This window comes from Dactylosporangium sp. NBC_01737 (assembly GCF_035963215.1).
In the GTDB taxonomy this organism is placed as follows: domain Bacteria; phylum Actinomycetota; class Actinomycetes; order Mycobacteriales; family Micromonosporaceae; genus Dactylosporangium.
Genome location: NZ_CP109153.1, coordinates 12,965,430 through 12,978,461 on the forward strand (window position 1 = coordinate 12,965,430; position 13,032 = coordinate 12,978,461).

The following is a 13,032-nucleotide window of genomic DNA, read 5'->3' on the forward strand; positions in this document are numbered from 1 at the left end:
CCTCCTGTTACACCTACAGACATGGGATTCCGAACCAGCCGCGGGGTGAGCGTCGACGAGGCGCTCCGGATGGTCCTGACGCTGCCCGAGGTCGAGCAGCGCCTGCACGGCAACCATCTCGGCTTCCGGGTGCGCGATCGCGGATTCGCCTATCTGTGCGAGGACGACTGGACCATGCTGGTCAAGACGTCCCGCGAGGAGCAGGCGGCCCTCGTCGAGGACGACCCGCGGGCCTACAAGAAGTCACGCGCGTCCGGCCGGGTCGGCTGGGTGCAGGTGCGTCTGCGCAAGGCGCACGAGGACGAGCTCTGCGACCTCATCACCGAGGCGTGGCGCATGACCGCACCACGGCCGATCGTGGCGCGCCTGGATCTCGCACTGCGTTGACGGGGGTGCACAAGAAGGCTCTATCGCAGCGCGGACACGACCATGGTCACGAGTCCTGCACTGAGCGCAGCGACGAAGCATGCCGCGAGCACGATGCGCGACGAGAGACGGGCCGCCGGGACGACACTGGCCATGATCTTCATGAGCCGCACGAAACCACGGCGGCATGAAGCCGGCCTGTGGTCCGCCTGAAGGGAACCGCTCAACCCACGCGGGACCCTGCCGATTGCGGCGGCTGTGGACGTGCGCGTGCTCGGACAGATCGAGATCATCGACGGTGACGGCCGGCGGATGACCGGCGACGACCTGCCCAGGCGGGCCCGGCAGGTGCTGGGGGTGCTCGCCGCGCGGCATGACCGGGTCCAGTCCAAGGACGCCCTGGCCGACGCGGTCTGGGGCGCGGACCTGCCCGGCAACGCCACGGCGGCGCTGGAGCACTACGTGTCGGTGCTGCGGCGCGCGCTGCAGCCGGGCGTGCCCACGGCCCGGTCATTCATCGTGACCAGGGCCGGCGGCTACGTGTTCGCCACCGACCGGGCCCGCCTCGACCTCGCCGACCTGCGGGCCGCGGCGAAGATCGCCGAGCGCCGCCCGGGGCAGCTCGACGTGCGGGAGCACATCGTCGAGCTCGCGCCGGAGCTGCCGTTCGCGGAGGACGAGTACGCCGACTGGGCCGCCCCCGCCCGCGCCGAGGTCAAGGCCGTCCTGGTCGCGGCCCTGCTCGACCTCGCCGAGCCGGCCGCCGCCGCCGATCCGGCCAGGGCGCTGCGCCTGGCACGCGAGGCCACGGAGCTGGAGCCGTTCACCGAGCGCGGGTACCGCCTGGCGATGGTGGCCGGCGCGGCCCTCGGGCGGGCCGACGAGGTCGTCCGCTGGATCGACCTGTGCCGCCGCGCCCTCGCCGACGACCTGGGCATCACCCCGTCCGCCGACACGACGTCGCTGCGCGACCGGCTCCTGGCCGAGCTGCACACGCCCGGCACCCGGACCAGCGCTGCCCCCGACAACAACGACACCGCCGACACCCACACGCGCGCACGGTGACCGCCGCACGGCGGACCGCCGCAAGACCGACCGACGCAGGAACACGACCCGGTCCACCGGCGCGGCAGCGGACGACGCGGCGTTCGTCGGGCGCGCGGCCGAGCTGGCGGTCCTCGCCGACGGCCCCGGTGTCATCCACGTCGTCGGGCCGGCAGGTGCCGGCAAGTCGGCGCTGCTGGCCCGGCTGCGCGAGGAGGCGCCGCGACGCGTGGGCCTGGGACGCGGACCGGGCCCGGGCGGCGCGCTGCGGCTCGGCTGGCTGCGCACCGTACTCCACCAGCTCGGCCACCCCGCCGACCAGGTCCTCGACGCGGCCATGGGCGAGCGGCGCTGCCTGCACCCCGCCGAGCTCGACATGCTCGCCGGCGAGCTGCGAGATTGTGTCATCGCCGTCGACGACGCGGAGCACCTCGACGCAGACTCCGTCAGCGAGCTGCGCTGGCTGCGGGAGCGCGGCCCGCGGGTCGTGGTCTCCTACCGCTACCCGTCGGCCATCGCCGACCGTCCGCTGCACGCGCTCGACGTGGACCTGGTGCTGCGGCTCGACCCGCTCGACGAGCGCGACCTGCCGGTCGACGCGCTCACCGCCAGCGGCGGCATCCCGGCGCTCGTGCGGCCCGGCGCCGGCGATCCGGCGCTGGCCGAGGCGGTCGCGATGCACCTGGCCCGGCAGCGGACCCGGTGGATGTCGCCGGCGGCCTGGGAGATCCTGCGGCTGACGGCGGCGCTCGGCCCGCTGCGGGTCGAGCAGCTCGCCACGACCGGCGGCCTCGACCTCGCCGAGGTCCTCGCGGCGGTCGACGGGCTGGTCCACGCCCATCTGCTGGTGGAAGGTACCGCCGGCAGCGTCCGGCACCGAAGCGAGCTGGTCCGGTCCGCTGTCGCCGCACAGATCACCGACGCGCACGGCCATCATCTGCGCGACCGGCTCGCCAGCGCCTGACGGAGGGCCGACAGAAAACGACGTTGCGTCGCAGACACCCCGGACGTATGTTGTTCTCAGATCGAGAAATACTCTATCTGAGAAGGACTCCAGGTGAACGACGCCGACTTCCTCGCCAGCTACGACCCGCGTGCCTACCCGCCGGTGGCAGTGACCGTGGACATCGTGGCGTTCACGATCCGCAACGGTGCGCTCAACGTGCTGCTGGTGCGCCGTGCCTGCCCGCCCAGCGAGGGCATGTGGGCACTGCCCGGCGGGTTCGTCGGCCAGTGGGAGGACCTGCCGACCGCCGCCGCGCGGGAGCTCGCCGAGGAGACCGGCGTCGCCACCGCCCACCGGCGGCTGCACCTGGAGCAGCTCGGCACCTACGGTGCGCCCGACCGGGACCCCCGCATGCGGGTGTTCTCCGTGGCGTACGTGGCGTTCGCGCCGGACCTGCCCGATCCCGTCTCCGGCTCCGACGCCCGCGAGGCCGCCTGGGTGCCGATGGACGAGCGCCCCTCGGACCTCGCCTTCGACCACAGCACGATCGTCGCCGACGGCCTTGAGCGGGCCAGGTCGAAGCTGGAATACACGCCTCTGGCGACCCGGTTCGTCGGCGAGGAGTTCACGATCGCCGACCTGCGCGCCGTCTACGAGACGGTGTGGGGCGAGCAGCTGCACGCCGGCAACTTCCACCGCAAGGTGCTGTCGGTGCCCGGGTTCGTCGAGAGCACCAACACGACCACCGAGCGCGGCGGCGCGCGGGGCGGCCCCAGGGCCAAGCTCTACCGCGCCGGCGACGCCCGGCTGCTGCACCCAGCCCTGCTCATGCCCAGCCGTGAGGAGACGGTCCGATGACGACCACTGCTGAGGCGATCACGCTGATCGAGTCCGCCGGTGCGGACCTTTTCGACGGCGACGACCCGGCCGGCACCTACCGGCGGCTGGCCCGCCTCACCCACCCGGACACGGCCGGACCGCAGGGCGCCGCGGCGTTCGCCCGGCTCACCGACCTGTGGCGCAACCGCGGCACGATCCGCAGTTCGAGGGGCGTCTACTCCACCGCCGTCCTCGCCTTCGAGGGCGACCTCGCCAACCTGTACACGGTGCCGGAGGGGCACCTGAAACTCGTGCGCGACCCGGCGTGCAACGACCTCATGGCGCGCGAGGCGACCGCCCTGCGGCTGATCGCCGAGAAGGGCGACCCGCGGTACCTGCCTTACGTGCCCCGCCTGGTCGACTCGTTCCGGCACCAGGACGGGACCGTGAAACGACGCGGCAACGTGCTCGCCACGACCGCGAAGGGGCTGCACAGCCTCGCCGAGGTCGCCGAGCGCCGCCCCGACGGGCTCGACCCGCGCGACGCGGCGTGGATGTGGCGGCGGTTGCTCGTCGCGCTCGGCCTCGCGCACCGCGCCGGTGTCGTGCACGGTGCGGTCCTGCCCGAGCACGTCCTCATCGAACCCGGCGACCACGGCGTGGTGCTCGTCGACTGGTGCTACAGCACCACCGATCCCAGCGACCACATCCCCGCGATCGTGCCGCACCGCCGCGACCACTACCCGGCCGAGGTCCTCAACCGCGAGACCCCCGGCCCCTACACCGACCTGGCCATGGCCGCCCGGCTCATGGCCGACCTGATGGGCGGGCGCGCACCGCAGGCGCTGCGGCGCTTCGCCGACGGCTGCCGGCTCAGCTCGCCACGGCAGCGACCCGACGACGCCTGGAAGCTGCTGGGCGAGCTCGACGACCTGCTGCACCGGCTGTACGGCCCCCGCAAGTTCCGACCGTTCACCCTGTAGAAAGGGGACCTCCCCATGGGAAGTGGAATCTGGTCGACCGACGTCTACGACGCCGCCGACCGCTACCGTCGCGCCACCGGCGCCAGCGCGTTCGCCTACAGCGACTCCGGCGCCCGCACCGTCCACAGTGCACTCGACCCGAAGGACGTCGGCATGCGGGAGAGCCGCGACTCCGACGAGCACCCCGACTCGGTCGCCATCGCCGTCATGTTCGACGTGACCGGCTCGATGGGTTCCGTGCCGCGGGTCCTGCAGCAGAAGCTGCCACAGTTGCTCGGTCTGCTGCTGCGCAAGGGGTACGTCAAGGACCCGCAGATCCTCTTCGGCGCGATCGGCGACGCCACGTGCGACCGGGTGCCGCTGCAGGTCGGGCAGTTCGAGTCGGACAACCGCCTCGACGAGGACCTCGGCCGCTTCGTGCTCGAAGGTGGCGGCGGCGGGCAGATGACCGAGTCCTACGAGCTCGCCATGTACTTCATGGCCCGCCACACCAGCATCGACTGCTACTCCAAGCGCGGCAAGCGCGGCTACCTGTTCATCATCGGCGACGAGCAGGCCTACGGCCGGGTCAAGCCCGGCGAGGTCCGCGACGTCATCGGCGACAAGCTCGGCGAGCCGATCGCGCTGCGGGCCATCGTCGACGAGGTCCGCCGCATGTACGACACCTACTACATCCTGCCCGCCGGCTCCTCGTACGCGGGCAACACCGCCATCCTCGACTTCTGGAAGGATCTGCTGGGGCAGAACGTCATCGCCCTGGACGACCTCGACGCGGTCTGCGAGACCATCGCGCTGACCGTCGGCCTCGGGGAGGACACCATCGACCTGGACGAAGGCCTCGAGGACCTGCGTGAGGTCGGCTCGGCGGCCACGGCGACCGTCGGCAAGGCCCTGGCCCGCATCGGCGACGGCCGCGCCCCGCTCGCCTCCGGTTCGGCGCCCGCGATGACCGGCACCACCAGCGTGGAACGGCTGTAACCATGGGGCACGTCATCGTGGTCGACCTGGGATACGGGGACTGCGGCAAGGGGACCGTCGTCGACCACCTCTGCGCCACGCGTGACGTGCACACCGTGGTGCGGTTCAACGGCGGCGCCCAGGCCGCGCACACCGTCGTGCTCGGCGACGGGCGCAAGCACACGTTCGCACAGTTCGGGTCGGGCACGTTCCGGCCCGGCGTGCGGACCCACCTGTCCCGGTTCATGGTGGTGGACCCTCTCGCCCTGGCCGCCGAGGCCGACCACCTGGTGGGCCTCGGCGTCCACGACGTCTGGCAACGCCTCACCGTCGACCGCGCCGCGCTGCTGTCCACCCCGTACCACCGGGAGGCCAACCGGGCGCGCGAGCTCGCCCGCGGCGCCGACCGGCACGGCTCGTGCGGGATGGGCGTCGGGGAGGCCATGGAGTACGCACTGTCCCATGTGGACGACGCACCCCGGGTCGGCGACTGCCTCACCCCGTCGGTGTTGCGGGCGAAGCTCGAGCGCCTGCGCGCCGCCCTGGGCGTCGCCGGCCCACCGGTCGACGCCTGCGTCGAGGCCTACACGGCCTTCGCCGCCACGGTGTCCATCGTGGACGGCCTGCGGATCGAGGGGCCGTGCGTGTTCGAGGGCGCGCAGGGGGTGCTGCTCGACGAGTGGCACGGCTTCCACCCGTACATCACCTGGAGCACGACCACGTTCGCCAACGCCGAGGCGCTCCTGGGCGGCGAACCCGCCTACCGCCTCGGCGTGCTGCGGACCTTCACCACCCGCCACGGCGCCGGCCCCCTCGTCACGGAGGACCCTTCACTGCCGATCACCGACGTGCACAACCCCACGAACCCGTGGCAGGGCGCGTTCCGCGTCGGCCACTTCGACGCCGTCGCACACCGCTACGCCCTCGACGTCTGCGGCGGCGTCGACGGCCTCGCCCTCACCCACCTCGACACCGCCGCGCAGCACCCGGGCCTGCAGCTGTGCGTCGACTACGACGGCACCGTCCCCACCCGCGGGGTCACCGGCGACCTCGACCGGCAGGAGCGGCTGACCCGCGCCCTGCTGGCCAGCCGCCCCCGGCTCACACCGGTGCACGACTGGACCACCGCGGTCTCGGAGCAACTGTCGACACCCGTGGTGCTGGAGTCGCGTGGCCCCCGCTCGGAGGACAAGACCTCCACCGATTCGGCGGCGATGACCACCGGTCAGCTGACATGCTGAAACCAGCACCTCAGTCGCACCACAGTTGAACCTCAGACCGCCGTGTGACGCTGCAACCCGCACGAGGCGGCAACGAGGGGGACACGGCATGGGATTCGATCGCGGCGCGCTCAACGCGGTCCTGCTCGCCACCACGGCGGGCCTCGCGATCGGCGGCGCGATCGGGGTCGTCTCCCCCACGTTCGCGGAGGCCGGCCCCGCAGCGCGCTCCCGCCCACCGGCGACGGTGGTCACGGACGTGGACGTGCTCGGCTCCGACCACATGGCCATCACGGTCCGCTTCGGCAACACCGGTCGCGTGGTCCGGCACGTCGCCGCGTCGGACGTCAGCGTGTCGGCGGGGTCCGTGGTGCTTCGCCCGCGTACGTCCGGCGCCGTCGACGTGCGTCCCGGTGCGGTCGTCGTCACCACGTTCGAGTTCGACCCGCCGCCGGTCGGGGCTCGGTTGACGCTTGTCGTTCCTGGTGAGTCGCTGCCGCTCTGATGCGCTGGTCGCTCTTCGCGTACGGGTTGTCATGCCCGTAATAGAAAATCCATCACGGCTGCGGCCTTGGTGGTTCCGCGCAGCCTGCGGCAGCGCGACCGGTAGCCCGGTCACCGTCCGTGCCGTAGTTGCGGTCATCCCAAGCCAGGTCCGCACTCACATGATCCAGCGCCGTCGGGCGCAGCATTCGGTGCTACAACACCGTCGCTGGCCAAAAAACGAAACCATCGATCACTAGACCGGGGAGTATCAGCACTCAAACGGCGATCAGTCGTCCCGCCCCGTGATCGAAGGACGGCCGTGGCCGTCCGGACGACCAGCCTGGTCCTTCGATCATGACCGGGGTCGGCGCGGATCGGCGCCGCACGGCGTTTTGGGTGATTTGCGGGGATTGAAGCTGCCGACAAGGCAGAGTTACGAACATCGATCACTAGACCGGGTAGTACCAGCACTCGAACGGCGATCTTCCGCCCCGACCCATGATCGAAGGACGGCGGTGGCCGTCCGGGCGGGCTCAAGAGGTGGTTGCAACACTCCGAGTCATGATCGATAGATGGGTGTGTGCAGCTAGTGGCGTCTCGGTTGTCGTTCGCGGAACGGGAAGAGATCTCGGTGGGGCTGGCCCGGGGTGAGTCGAGGCGGGTGATCGCGGCCCGGTTGGGTCGGGCGGCGTCGACGGTGTCCCGGGAGATCTTCCACCATTCCAACCACCGCTGGTCCGGGCTGGGTCAGCCGGGTCTGGTGTACCGGGCGACGCGGGCGCAGGTGTCTTCGGACGCGTTCAAAGCGAGGTCGAAAGCGGGGAAACTCACCGCGGCGTCGCCGTTGCGGGACGCGGTGATCGCCCGGCTCGAGGACCGGCATTCCCCGCAGCAGATCGCTCTACGGTTGCGGGAGGACTTCCCGGACGACAGGACGATGTGGGTGTCACACGAGACGATCTACCACGCCATCTACCTGCAGGCCCGCGGCGGTCTGCGCGCGGAACTGACCCGGCAGAAGGCACTGCGGTCCGGGCGCGTCAACCGGCGCCCCCGTGCGGCCGAGGCCGGCGCGGTCCGCTCCAACCGGCCCTGGCTCGGGCTGCGCATCAGCGACCGACCGGCCGAAGCAGCGGACCGGGCCGTGCCCGGGCACTGGGAAGGTGACCTCCTCATCGGCAAGCACGGCACCACCGCGATCGCGACCCTCGTCGAACGCACCACCCGGTTCGTGATCCTCGTCGCCCTGCCCGACAGCCGCGTCAGCGAACACGTCATCGCCCAGCTGACCGCGAAAATGACGCAGCTGCCCGAGGAACTCCTGCGGTCGCTGACCTGGGACCAGGGCACCGAAATGGCCCTGCACGCCCGGTTCAGCATCGCGACCGGCTGCCCCGTGTTCTTCTGCGACCCGCACAGCCCCTGGCAACGCGGCTCGAACGAGAACACCAACGGACTGCTCCGCGAGTACTACCCCAAAGGCATCCACACCTTCACCACCACCAGCCAGGCCGACCTGGACGCCACCGCCGCCCAACTCAACCGCCGACCCCGTGAAACACTCGGATGGCGAACCCCCGCAGAAAAGCTCGCAGAACTCCTGACCAGCAACGTTGCAACCACCTCCTGAAACCGCCCCGGACGGCCACCCGGATCCTTTGATCAAGCGCCAAGATCGTAGATCTTGGCGCGGGCGAGATCAGTGCTGCGGCATGGGTGATTTGCTCGTATTTTGTGCCAGCGACGGTGTGGCACCACCGAATGACGACTTCGACGGCGCTGGATCATGTGAGCGCGGACCTGGCTTGGCAGAACCCCAGGCACGGCACGGACGGTGACCGCGCTACCCGTCCGCGCCGCCGGAGGCTGCGCGAAACCACCGAGCCCCGAGGACCGACACCAGGAACCACTCCAAGCGGCGTACCCCCAAGCGGACGCTCAACCGCAAGACGACCACACGATCCTGGGGGGGGGGGTGAAAACAGGAAACCCCTCAACCCTGGAACCGCTCCCGACGCACCACCGGCCGACGCCCCTTCAACGTGGTCCGCCGCAGCGTGTCGATGACCTCGTCAACCGACCCCTCCGGCACCTCAACCAGCGAGAACCGGTCAGTGATCTCGATGGCCCCGATGTCACGCCCGCTCAGGCTCGACTCGCCGGTGATCGCCCCGACCAGGTCCTGCGGCCGGATCCCCGCGGCCCGCCCCGCGCCGACGAAGAGCCTGGTCATGCCGCCCGCCGGGACGCGCCGACCGCCCGCCTCGCGGCCACGCCCCCGGCCGTCGGCGTCGCGGACCGCGACGCGGCGGCCAGGGCCGGAACGGTCGCCGGACCCGGGCCGGTCACCGAAGCCGGCGTCGCGGGGCGCCCGGAGGGTGATCTCGGGGATCTCCTCCTGGTCGCCGTCGCCGATGCTGGTGGCGTCGTGAGCGATCTTGACCGCGGCGATGGCGATCTCCATCAGGTCGAACTCGTCGCTGAGGGTCTCCACGACGACGCGGAACTGCGACAGGGCGGCGTCGTCGGCGACGAGGCTCTCGTGCAGGGCGGCGCGGGTCAGCTCGAGGCGGCGGGCGCGCAGGTCCGCGACGGTCGGGACCTTCTCGATGAGGATGCGCTGCTTGGTGATGCGCTCGATGGTCTTGAGCATGCGGTGCTCGCGGGGCTCGGCGAGGGTGATCGCCACGCCCTCGCGGCCGGCGCGGCCGACACGGCCGATGCGGTGCACGTAGGACTCGGGGGCCGACGGCACGTCGTAGTTGACGACGTGGGTGAGGTGCTCGACGTCGAGGCCGCGGGCGGCGACGTCGGTGGCGACGAGCAGGTCGGCGGTGCCGTTGCGCAGGCGGGCCATGACCCGGTCGCGCTGCTCCTGGCCCATGCCGCCGTGCAGGGCCTCAGCGCGGTAGCCACGGCCGTTGAGGGTCTCGGTGAGCTGGTCGACCTCGTCGCGGGTGCGGCAGAAGACGAGGGCGGCGCCGGGGGCCTCGACGTCCAGGACGCGGCCGAGGGCGGCGGGCTTGTGCGCGCGGGTGACGACATAGGCGACCTGGCGCACCAGCGGCGACTCGCCGGCGGCGGTGGGCTCGCGGCCGATCTGGATGCGGACCGGGTCGTTGAGGTGGCTGCGGGCCAGGCCGTCGATGCGGGGCGGCATCGTGGCGGAGAACAGCACCGTCTGGCGGTCCTCGGGGGTCTCCTGCAGGATCGCCTCGATGTCCTCGGCGAAGCCCATGTCGAGCATCTCGTCGGCCTCGTCGAGGACCACGACGCGCAGGTCGTGCAGGTGCAGCGTGCCACGGCTGATGTGATCGAGGGCCCGGCCCGGGGTGGCGACGACGACGTCGACGCCGTGCTCAAGGGCGCGCAGCTGGCGGCCGATCGGCTGGCCGCCGTAGATCGGCAGGACGCGAGTGCCGAGGTCCTTGCCATACCGGTGGATCGCCTCGGACACCTGCACGGCCAGCTCACGGGTGGGCACGAGGATGAGCGCGGAGGGGTTGTCGCCGCCGGGCGAGGGGATCGTCTGCAGCAGCGGCAGCGAGAACGCGGCGGTCTTGCCGGTGCCGGTGGCGGCCTGGCCGAGCAGGTCACGGCCGGCGAGCATCGGCGGGATCGCCTCGCGCTGGATCGGGGTGGGCTCCTCGTAGCCGAGGGTGGTCAGTGCCTTGAGCAGTTCGTCCCGCAAGCCCAGTTCGGCGAAGCCGGTATCTTCGTTGGTGCCTGCGGTCACGGTGGTGCTCCTCAATCGTGGCATTCGTGGCGTCTCTATCATCCCAGGCCCGGCCTACCGCCGCCGGTGCGGTGCGCCCGGGTGTGATCTGCGACCAGCCCCGGGCGCAGGGCCGGTGCCGGTCGACTGGTACAACGAGCGGGTGGCCGACGACGACTGGCAGTCCCAGCGGGCCCGTGCGGTGGCGCACCACGGCGCGGAGCTCGACCGGCGGCGCGCCGCCGAGGCCGAGCAGGCGATGGCCCTCATCGAGCAGTTCGTGACGGACGCCCGCAGCAGAGGACTGCCGACCGAGCCGTTGCGCGCCCATTCATACAGTGGACGCTCCTACCGTACGCCGTTGCACGGCTGGCACCTCAACAGTGACCGCACCATTGCTGTGGGTGACGACGGCCGGTACTACTCGCTGCTGGTGCCGCCGAGCGCGACGGGCTGGCTGACCGGGGTGACGCCGCAGCCGCAGGCACCGCGGCTGATCGTCGGCGAGGGCGCCCGCGACGGCGAGTCCATCCCTCTGGCGAAACTGCTTGAGCAGAAGCTCAAGAGCGGATGAACGCGGGCGGCACCGCGTCGGTGAGCCAGACGCCGTTGCCGGAGACGTAGAACACGTGGCCCGCCCGCGCCATCTCCCCCGCCAGGACGGTGAGGATCGCGACGGCGCCGCCGCGGCGGGTGCCGACCCGGCGGGCGGTGGCGGTGTCGGGTGAGAGGTGCACGTGGTGGCGGCCGCCACGGTTGAGGCCGGTCGCCTGGATCGACGGCACGGCCGCCGCGCCGGTGCCGTGGAAGAGCACCTCCGGCGGCTCCTGCGGGACCAGACCCAGCTCGACCGGGACCGAATGGCCCTGGTTCGCACGGATCCGCTCGACTCCGTCGGGCCCCGTCTCCACCGCGTAGCGCTGCTTGTCGTTGCCGGCGACGACCTCGTCGAGATCGGACCGGGAGATGCCCATCGCGCTCAGGAACGCCTCGACGGGGACCCAGCCGGCCGGGTCGAGGGTCAAGCCGACCCGCGCGGGGTCGTGGCGCAGCGCCTTCGACATCCGCTTGCTGAGCTTGACGAGCTGCTGATGGTCCATCGCAACTCTCATTCTGCGGCAGGCGTCCAGTCATTTAGGCCGGCCACGACACGGTCGGGGCGCAGCAGGACCGCGCGCCGGCGGCCCATCCAGCGGCGCAGCGCCCCGCTCGGGTCGAACCCGGGCGTCACGGCGATCACCCGCGCACCGCCGTGCTTCATGAGCACGCCCGGCCGGCACAGCAGCGCCCACCCGTCGCCGAGGGCCTCGTCGAGCGGCACCGTGCGGCCCTGCCACACGACGGCCGGCTGCGGCGCGAGGGTGCCCACGCGCCACCCCGGCCGACGCCCTTCAGCGGCGGGCTGGTGGAGCGCAGCGCGAGGCCCTTCAGCCCGGGCAGCCGCCAGACCGCGCCGAGCACGACCCGCCGCACCGCCGCCGCCCGGTCCTGACCCCCTGTCATCGCCCAGCCCGCCACGATCGCCAGCCGGATCTGGGCCCGTGCGTGTGGTCTGCGTTCGCGCTGGTACGACTCCAGCAGGGCCGGGCTGCCCGCGGCCAGCTTCCAGGCCAGGTTGTGGGCGTCGCGGAGCCCGGCGCCGAGCCCCTGACCGATGAACGGCGGGGTCTGGTGCGCCGCGTCGCCGAGGAGGAAGACCATGCCGCGGCGCCACGTGGAGGCGATCCTGGCCCGGAAGGTGTACTGCGCCGAGCGCAGCACCTGCACATCGGTGTCGCCGAGCCACGGTGCCAGCAGCGCCGGGACGTCGAGGTCGGACTCGCCGTCGTGCAGGCGGAACTCCCACCGGTACCGCCGCGGACCCAGCTGCATGAAGGTCGCCGCGCGGCGCGGGTCGCAGATCTGGTGCACGCCGCCCCAGGCGTCCAGGTCGCGGCCGGTGACGCCGTCGACGACCAGCCACCGCTCCTCGAACCCGAGGTCGTCCAGGGTGGCGCCGATGAGCGTGCGGACGGTGCTGTTGGCGCCGTCGCAGCCGAGGACCGCCGACGCCGCGATCGTCGCGCCGTCGTCAAGCGTGACCGATGTGGAGGTGACCCCGGTGACGGTGACGCCGCCGCGGAACTCGATCAGCGGCAGCTGCGCGACCCGCTCCCGCAGCAGCCGCTCCAGGTCGGGCTGGTCGAACATGTTGGCCTGCGGCCAGCCGTGCGGCCCGGGGCCGGGGTCGCGGCGGAACTCGGCCATGACCCGGTGCCGGCCGTCGAGCAGCCGCAGCCCCAGACCGGGGCGGCTCAACCCGGCGAACCCGGCCGCGACCCCGAGCTCCTGCAGGATCCGCATGACCTCGTCGTCGACGTGGACGGCGCGGGGCAGCGGGTACGGCGTGGCATAGCGGTCCAGCAGCAGGCAGGGCACACCACGCTGGGCGAGCAGGATCGCGGAGGCGGCACCGACAGGTCCCGCCCCCACGATCACCACTGGATCCACGCGGCG

Annotated in this window: 15 protein-coding genes; 10 read left to right on the forward strand and 5 right to left on the reverse strand. The window is 72.0% G+C overall.

The annotated features are described in order from the left end of the window. The first annotated feature begins 21 nt into the window (after window positions 1-21). A complete protein-coding gene (locus tag OHA72_RS59810; RefSeq protein WP_327004965.1) occupies window positions 22-387 on the forward strand; it encodes an MmcQ/YjbR family DNA-binding protein in 366 nt (121 codons plus the stop codon). Between the two features lie 20 nt (window positions 388-407). Here OHA72_RS59810 and OHA72_RS59815 read toward each other — a convergent pair whose 3' ends face one another. Then, a complete protein-coding gene (locus OHA72_RS59815; RefSeq protein WP_327004966.1) occupies window positions 408-530 on the reverse strand; it encodes a hypothetical protein in 123 nt (40 codons plus the stop codon). A 106-nt stretch (window positions 531-636) separates the two neighbouring features. On the opposite strand from OHA72_RS59815, the gene OHA72_RS59820 reads away from it, so the two are divergent. The 8 genes from OHA72_RS59820 to OHA72_RS59855 all read left to right on the forward strand — a co-directional run bounded on the left by OHA72_RS59820 (window position 637) and on the right by OHA72_RS59855 (window position 8,451). After that, window positions 637-1,431: an AfsR/SARP family transcriptional regulator gene (locus OHA72_RS59820; protein WP_327004967.1), complete on the forward strand. Its 795-nt coding sequence runs from the start codon at window positions 637-639 to the stop codon at window positions 1,429-1,431. A gap of 133 nt (window positions 1,432-1,564) precedes the next feature. Beyond that, entirely contained in the window at window positions 1,565-2,374 is an 810-nt protein-coding gene (locus OHA72_RS59825) for an ATP-binding protein (RefSeq protein ID WP_327011893.1), read from the forward strand. A 93-nt stretch (window positions 2,375-2,467) separates the two neighbouring features. After that, window positions 2,468-3,214 (forward strand): NUDIX hydrolase, encoded by a 747-nt coding sequence (locus tag OHA72_RS59830; protein ID WP_327004968.1) that lies wholly within the window; start codon window positions 2,468-2,470, stop codon window positions 3,212-3,214. Then, the gene (locus tag OHA72_RS59835; RefSeq protein WP_327004969.1) at window positions 3,211-4,158 is read left to right on the forward strand and encodes a BUD32 family EKC/KEOPS complex subunit; all 948 of its coding nucleotides are present in this window, start codon (window positions 3,211-3,213) and stop codon (window positions 4,156-4,158) included. Before OHA72_RS59830 ends, OHA72_RS59835 begins: the two co-directional genes overlap by 4 nt. Window positions 4,159-4,173: 15 nt before the next feature. Then, complete coding sequence (locus OHA72_RS59840; protein WP_327004970.1) at window positions 4,174-5,136, forward strand: hypothetical protein; 963 nt, start codon at window positions 4,174-4,176, stop codon at window positions 5,134-5,136. Between the two features lie 2 nt (window positions 5,137-5,138). Continuing rightward, window positions 5,139-6,356, forward strand: a complete 1,218-nt coding sequence (locus OHA72_RS59845; protein WP_327004971.1) for an adenylosuccinate synthetase — start codon at window positions 5,139-5,141, stop codon at window positions 6,354-6,356. An 88-nt stretch (window positions 6,357-6,444) separates the two neighbouring features. After that, complete coding sequence (locus OHA72_RS59850) at window positions 6,445-6,840, forward strand: hypothetical protein (RefSeq protein WP_327004972.1); 396 nt, start codon at window positions 6,445-6,447, stop codon at window positions 6,838-6,840. Window positions 6,841-7,410: 570 nt separating this feature from the next. Continuing rightward, a complete protein-coding gene (locus OHA72_RS59855; RefSeq protein WP_442788399.1) occupies window positions 7,411-8,451 on the forward strand; it encodes an IS30 family transposase in 1,041 nt (346 codons plus the stop codon). A 363-nt stretch (window positions 8,452-8,814) separates the two neighbouring features. Here OHA72_RS59855 and OHA72_RS59860 read toward each other — a convergent pair whose 3' ends face one another. Next, the gene (locus OHA72_RS59860) at window positions 8,815-10,581 is read right to left on the reverse strand and encodes a DEAD/DEAH box helicase (protein WP_442788456.1); all 1,767 of its coding nucleotides are present in this window, start codon (window positions 10,579-10,581) and stop codon (window positions 8,815-8,817) included. Window positions 10,582-10,672: 91 nt separating this feature from the next. On the opposite strand from OHA72_RS59860, the gene OHA72_RS59865 reads away from it, so the two are divergent. Continuing rightward, on the forward strand, window positions 10,673-11,110 hold the full coding sequence (locus OHA72_RS59865) for a hypothetical protein (RefSeq protein WP_327004974.1): 438 nt from the start codon (window positions 10,673-10,675) through the stop codon (window positions 11,108-11,110). On the opposite strand, the gene OHA72_RS59870 is transcribed toward OHA72_RS59865, so the two are convergent. From OHA72_RS59870 to OHA72_RS59880, 3 genes are read right to left on the reverse strand one after another with little or no spacing between them, the layout of a single operon-like run. Further along, window positions 11,097-11,636 (reverse strand): RNA 2'-phosphotransferase, encoded by a 540-nt coding sequence (locus OHA72_RS59870; protein ID WP_327004975.1) that lies wholly within the window; start codon window positions 11,634-11,636, stop codon window positions 11,097-11,099. The genes OHA72_RS59865 and OHA72_RS59870 overlap by 14 nt on opposite strands. Before the next feature lie 8 nt (window positions 11,637-11,644). After that, complete coding sequence (locus tag OHA72_RS59875; RefSeq protein ID WP_327004976.1) at window positions 11,645-11,776, reverse strand: hypothetical protein; 132 nt, start codon at window positions 11,774-11,776, stop codon at window positions 11,645-11,647. A gap of 17 nt (window positions 11,777-11,793) precedes the next feature. Continuing rightward, a complete protein-coding gene (locus OHA72_RS59880) occupies window positions 11,794-13,026 on the reverse strand; it encodes a bifunctional 3-(3-hydroxy-phenyl)propionate/3-hydroxycinnamic acid hydroxylase (RefSeq protein ID WP_327004977.1) in 1,233 nt (410 codons plus the stop codon). Between the last annotated feature and the right edge of the window lie 6 nt (window positions 13,027-13,032).

Excerpts from the sequence above, each read along its gene's own strand:
- OHA72_RS59810 (WP_327004965.1), top strand. The coding sequence starts at position 22 with ATGGGATTCCGAACCAGCCGCGGGGTGAGCGTCGACGAGGCGCTCCGG.
- OHA72_RS59815 (WP_327004966.1), bottom strand. The coding sequence starts at position 530 with ATGAAGATCATGGCCAGTGTCGTCCCGGCGGCCCGTCTCTCGTCGCGC.
- OHA72_RS59835 (WP_327004969.1), top strand. The coding sequence starts at position 3,211 with ATGACGACCACTGCTGAGGCGATCACGCTGATCGAGTCCGCCGGTGCG.
- OHA72_RS59840 (WP_327004970.1), top strand. The coding sequence starts at position 4,174 with ATGGGAAGTGGAATCTGGTCGACCGACGTCTACGACGCCGCCGACCGC.
- OHA72_RS59845 (WP_327004971.1), top strand. The coding sequence starts at position 5,139 with ATGGGGCACGTCATCGTGGTCGACCTGGGATACGGGGACTGCGGCAAG.
- OHA72_RS59850 (WP_327004972.1), top strand. The coding sequence starts at position 6,445 with ATGGGATTCGATCGCGGCGCGCTCAACGCGGTCCTGCTCGCCACCACG.
- OHA72_RS59860 (WP_442788456.1), bottom strand. The coding sequence starts at position 10,581 with ATGCCACGATTGAGGAGCACCACCGTGACCGCAGGCACCAACGAAGAT.
- OHA72_RS59870 (WP_327004975.1), bottom strand. The coding sequence starts at position 11,636 with ATGGACCATCAGCAGCTCGTCAAGCTCAGCAAGCGGATGTCGAAGGCG.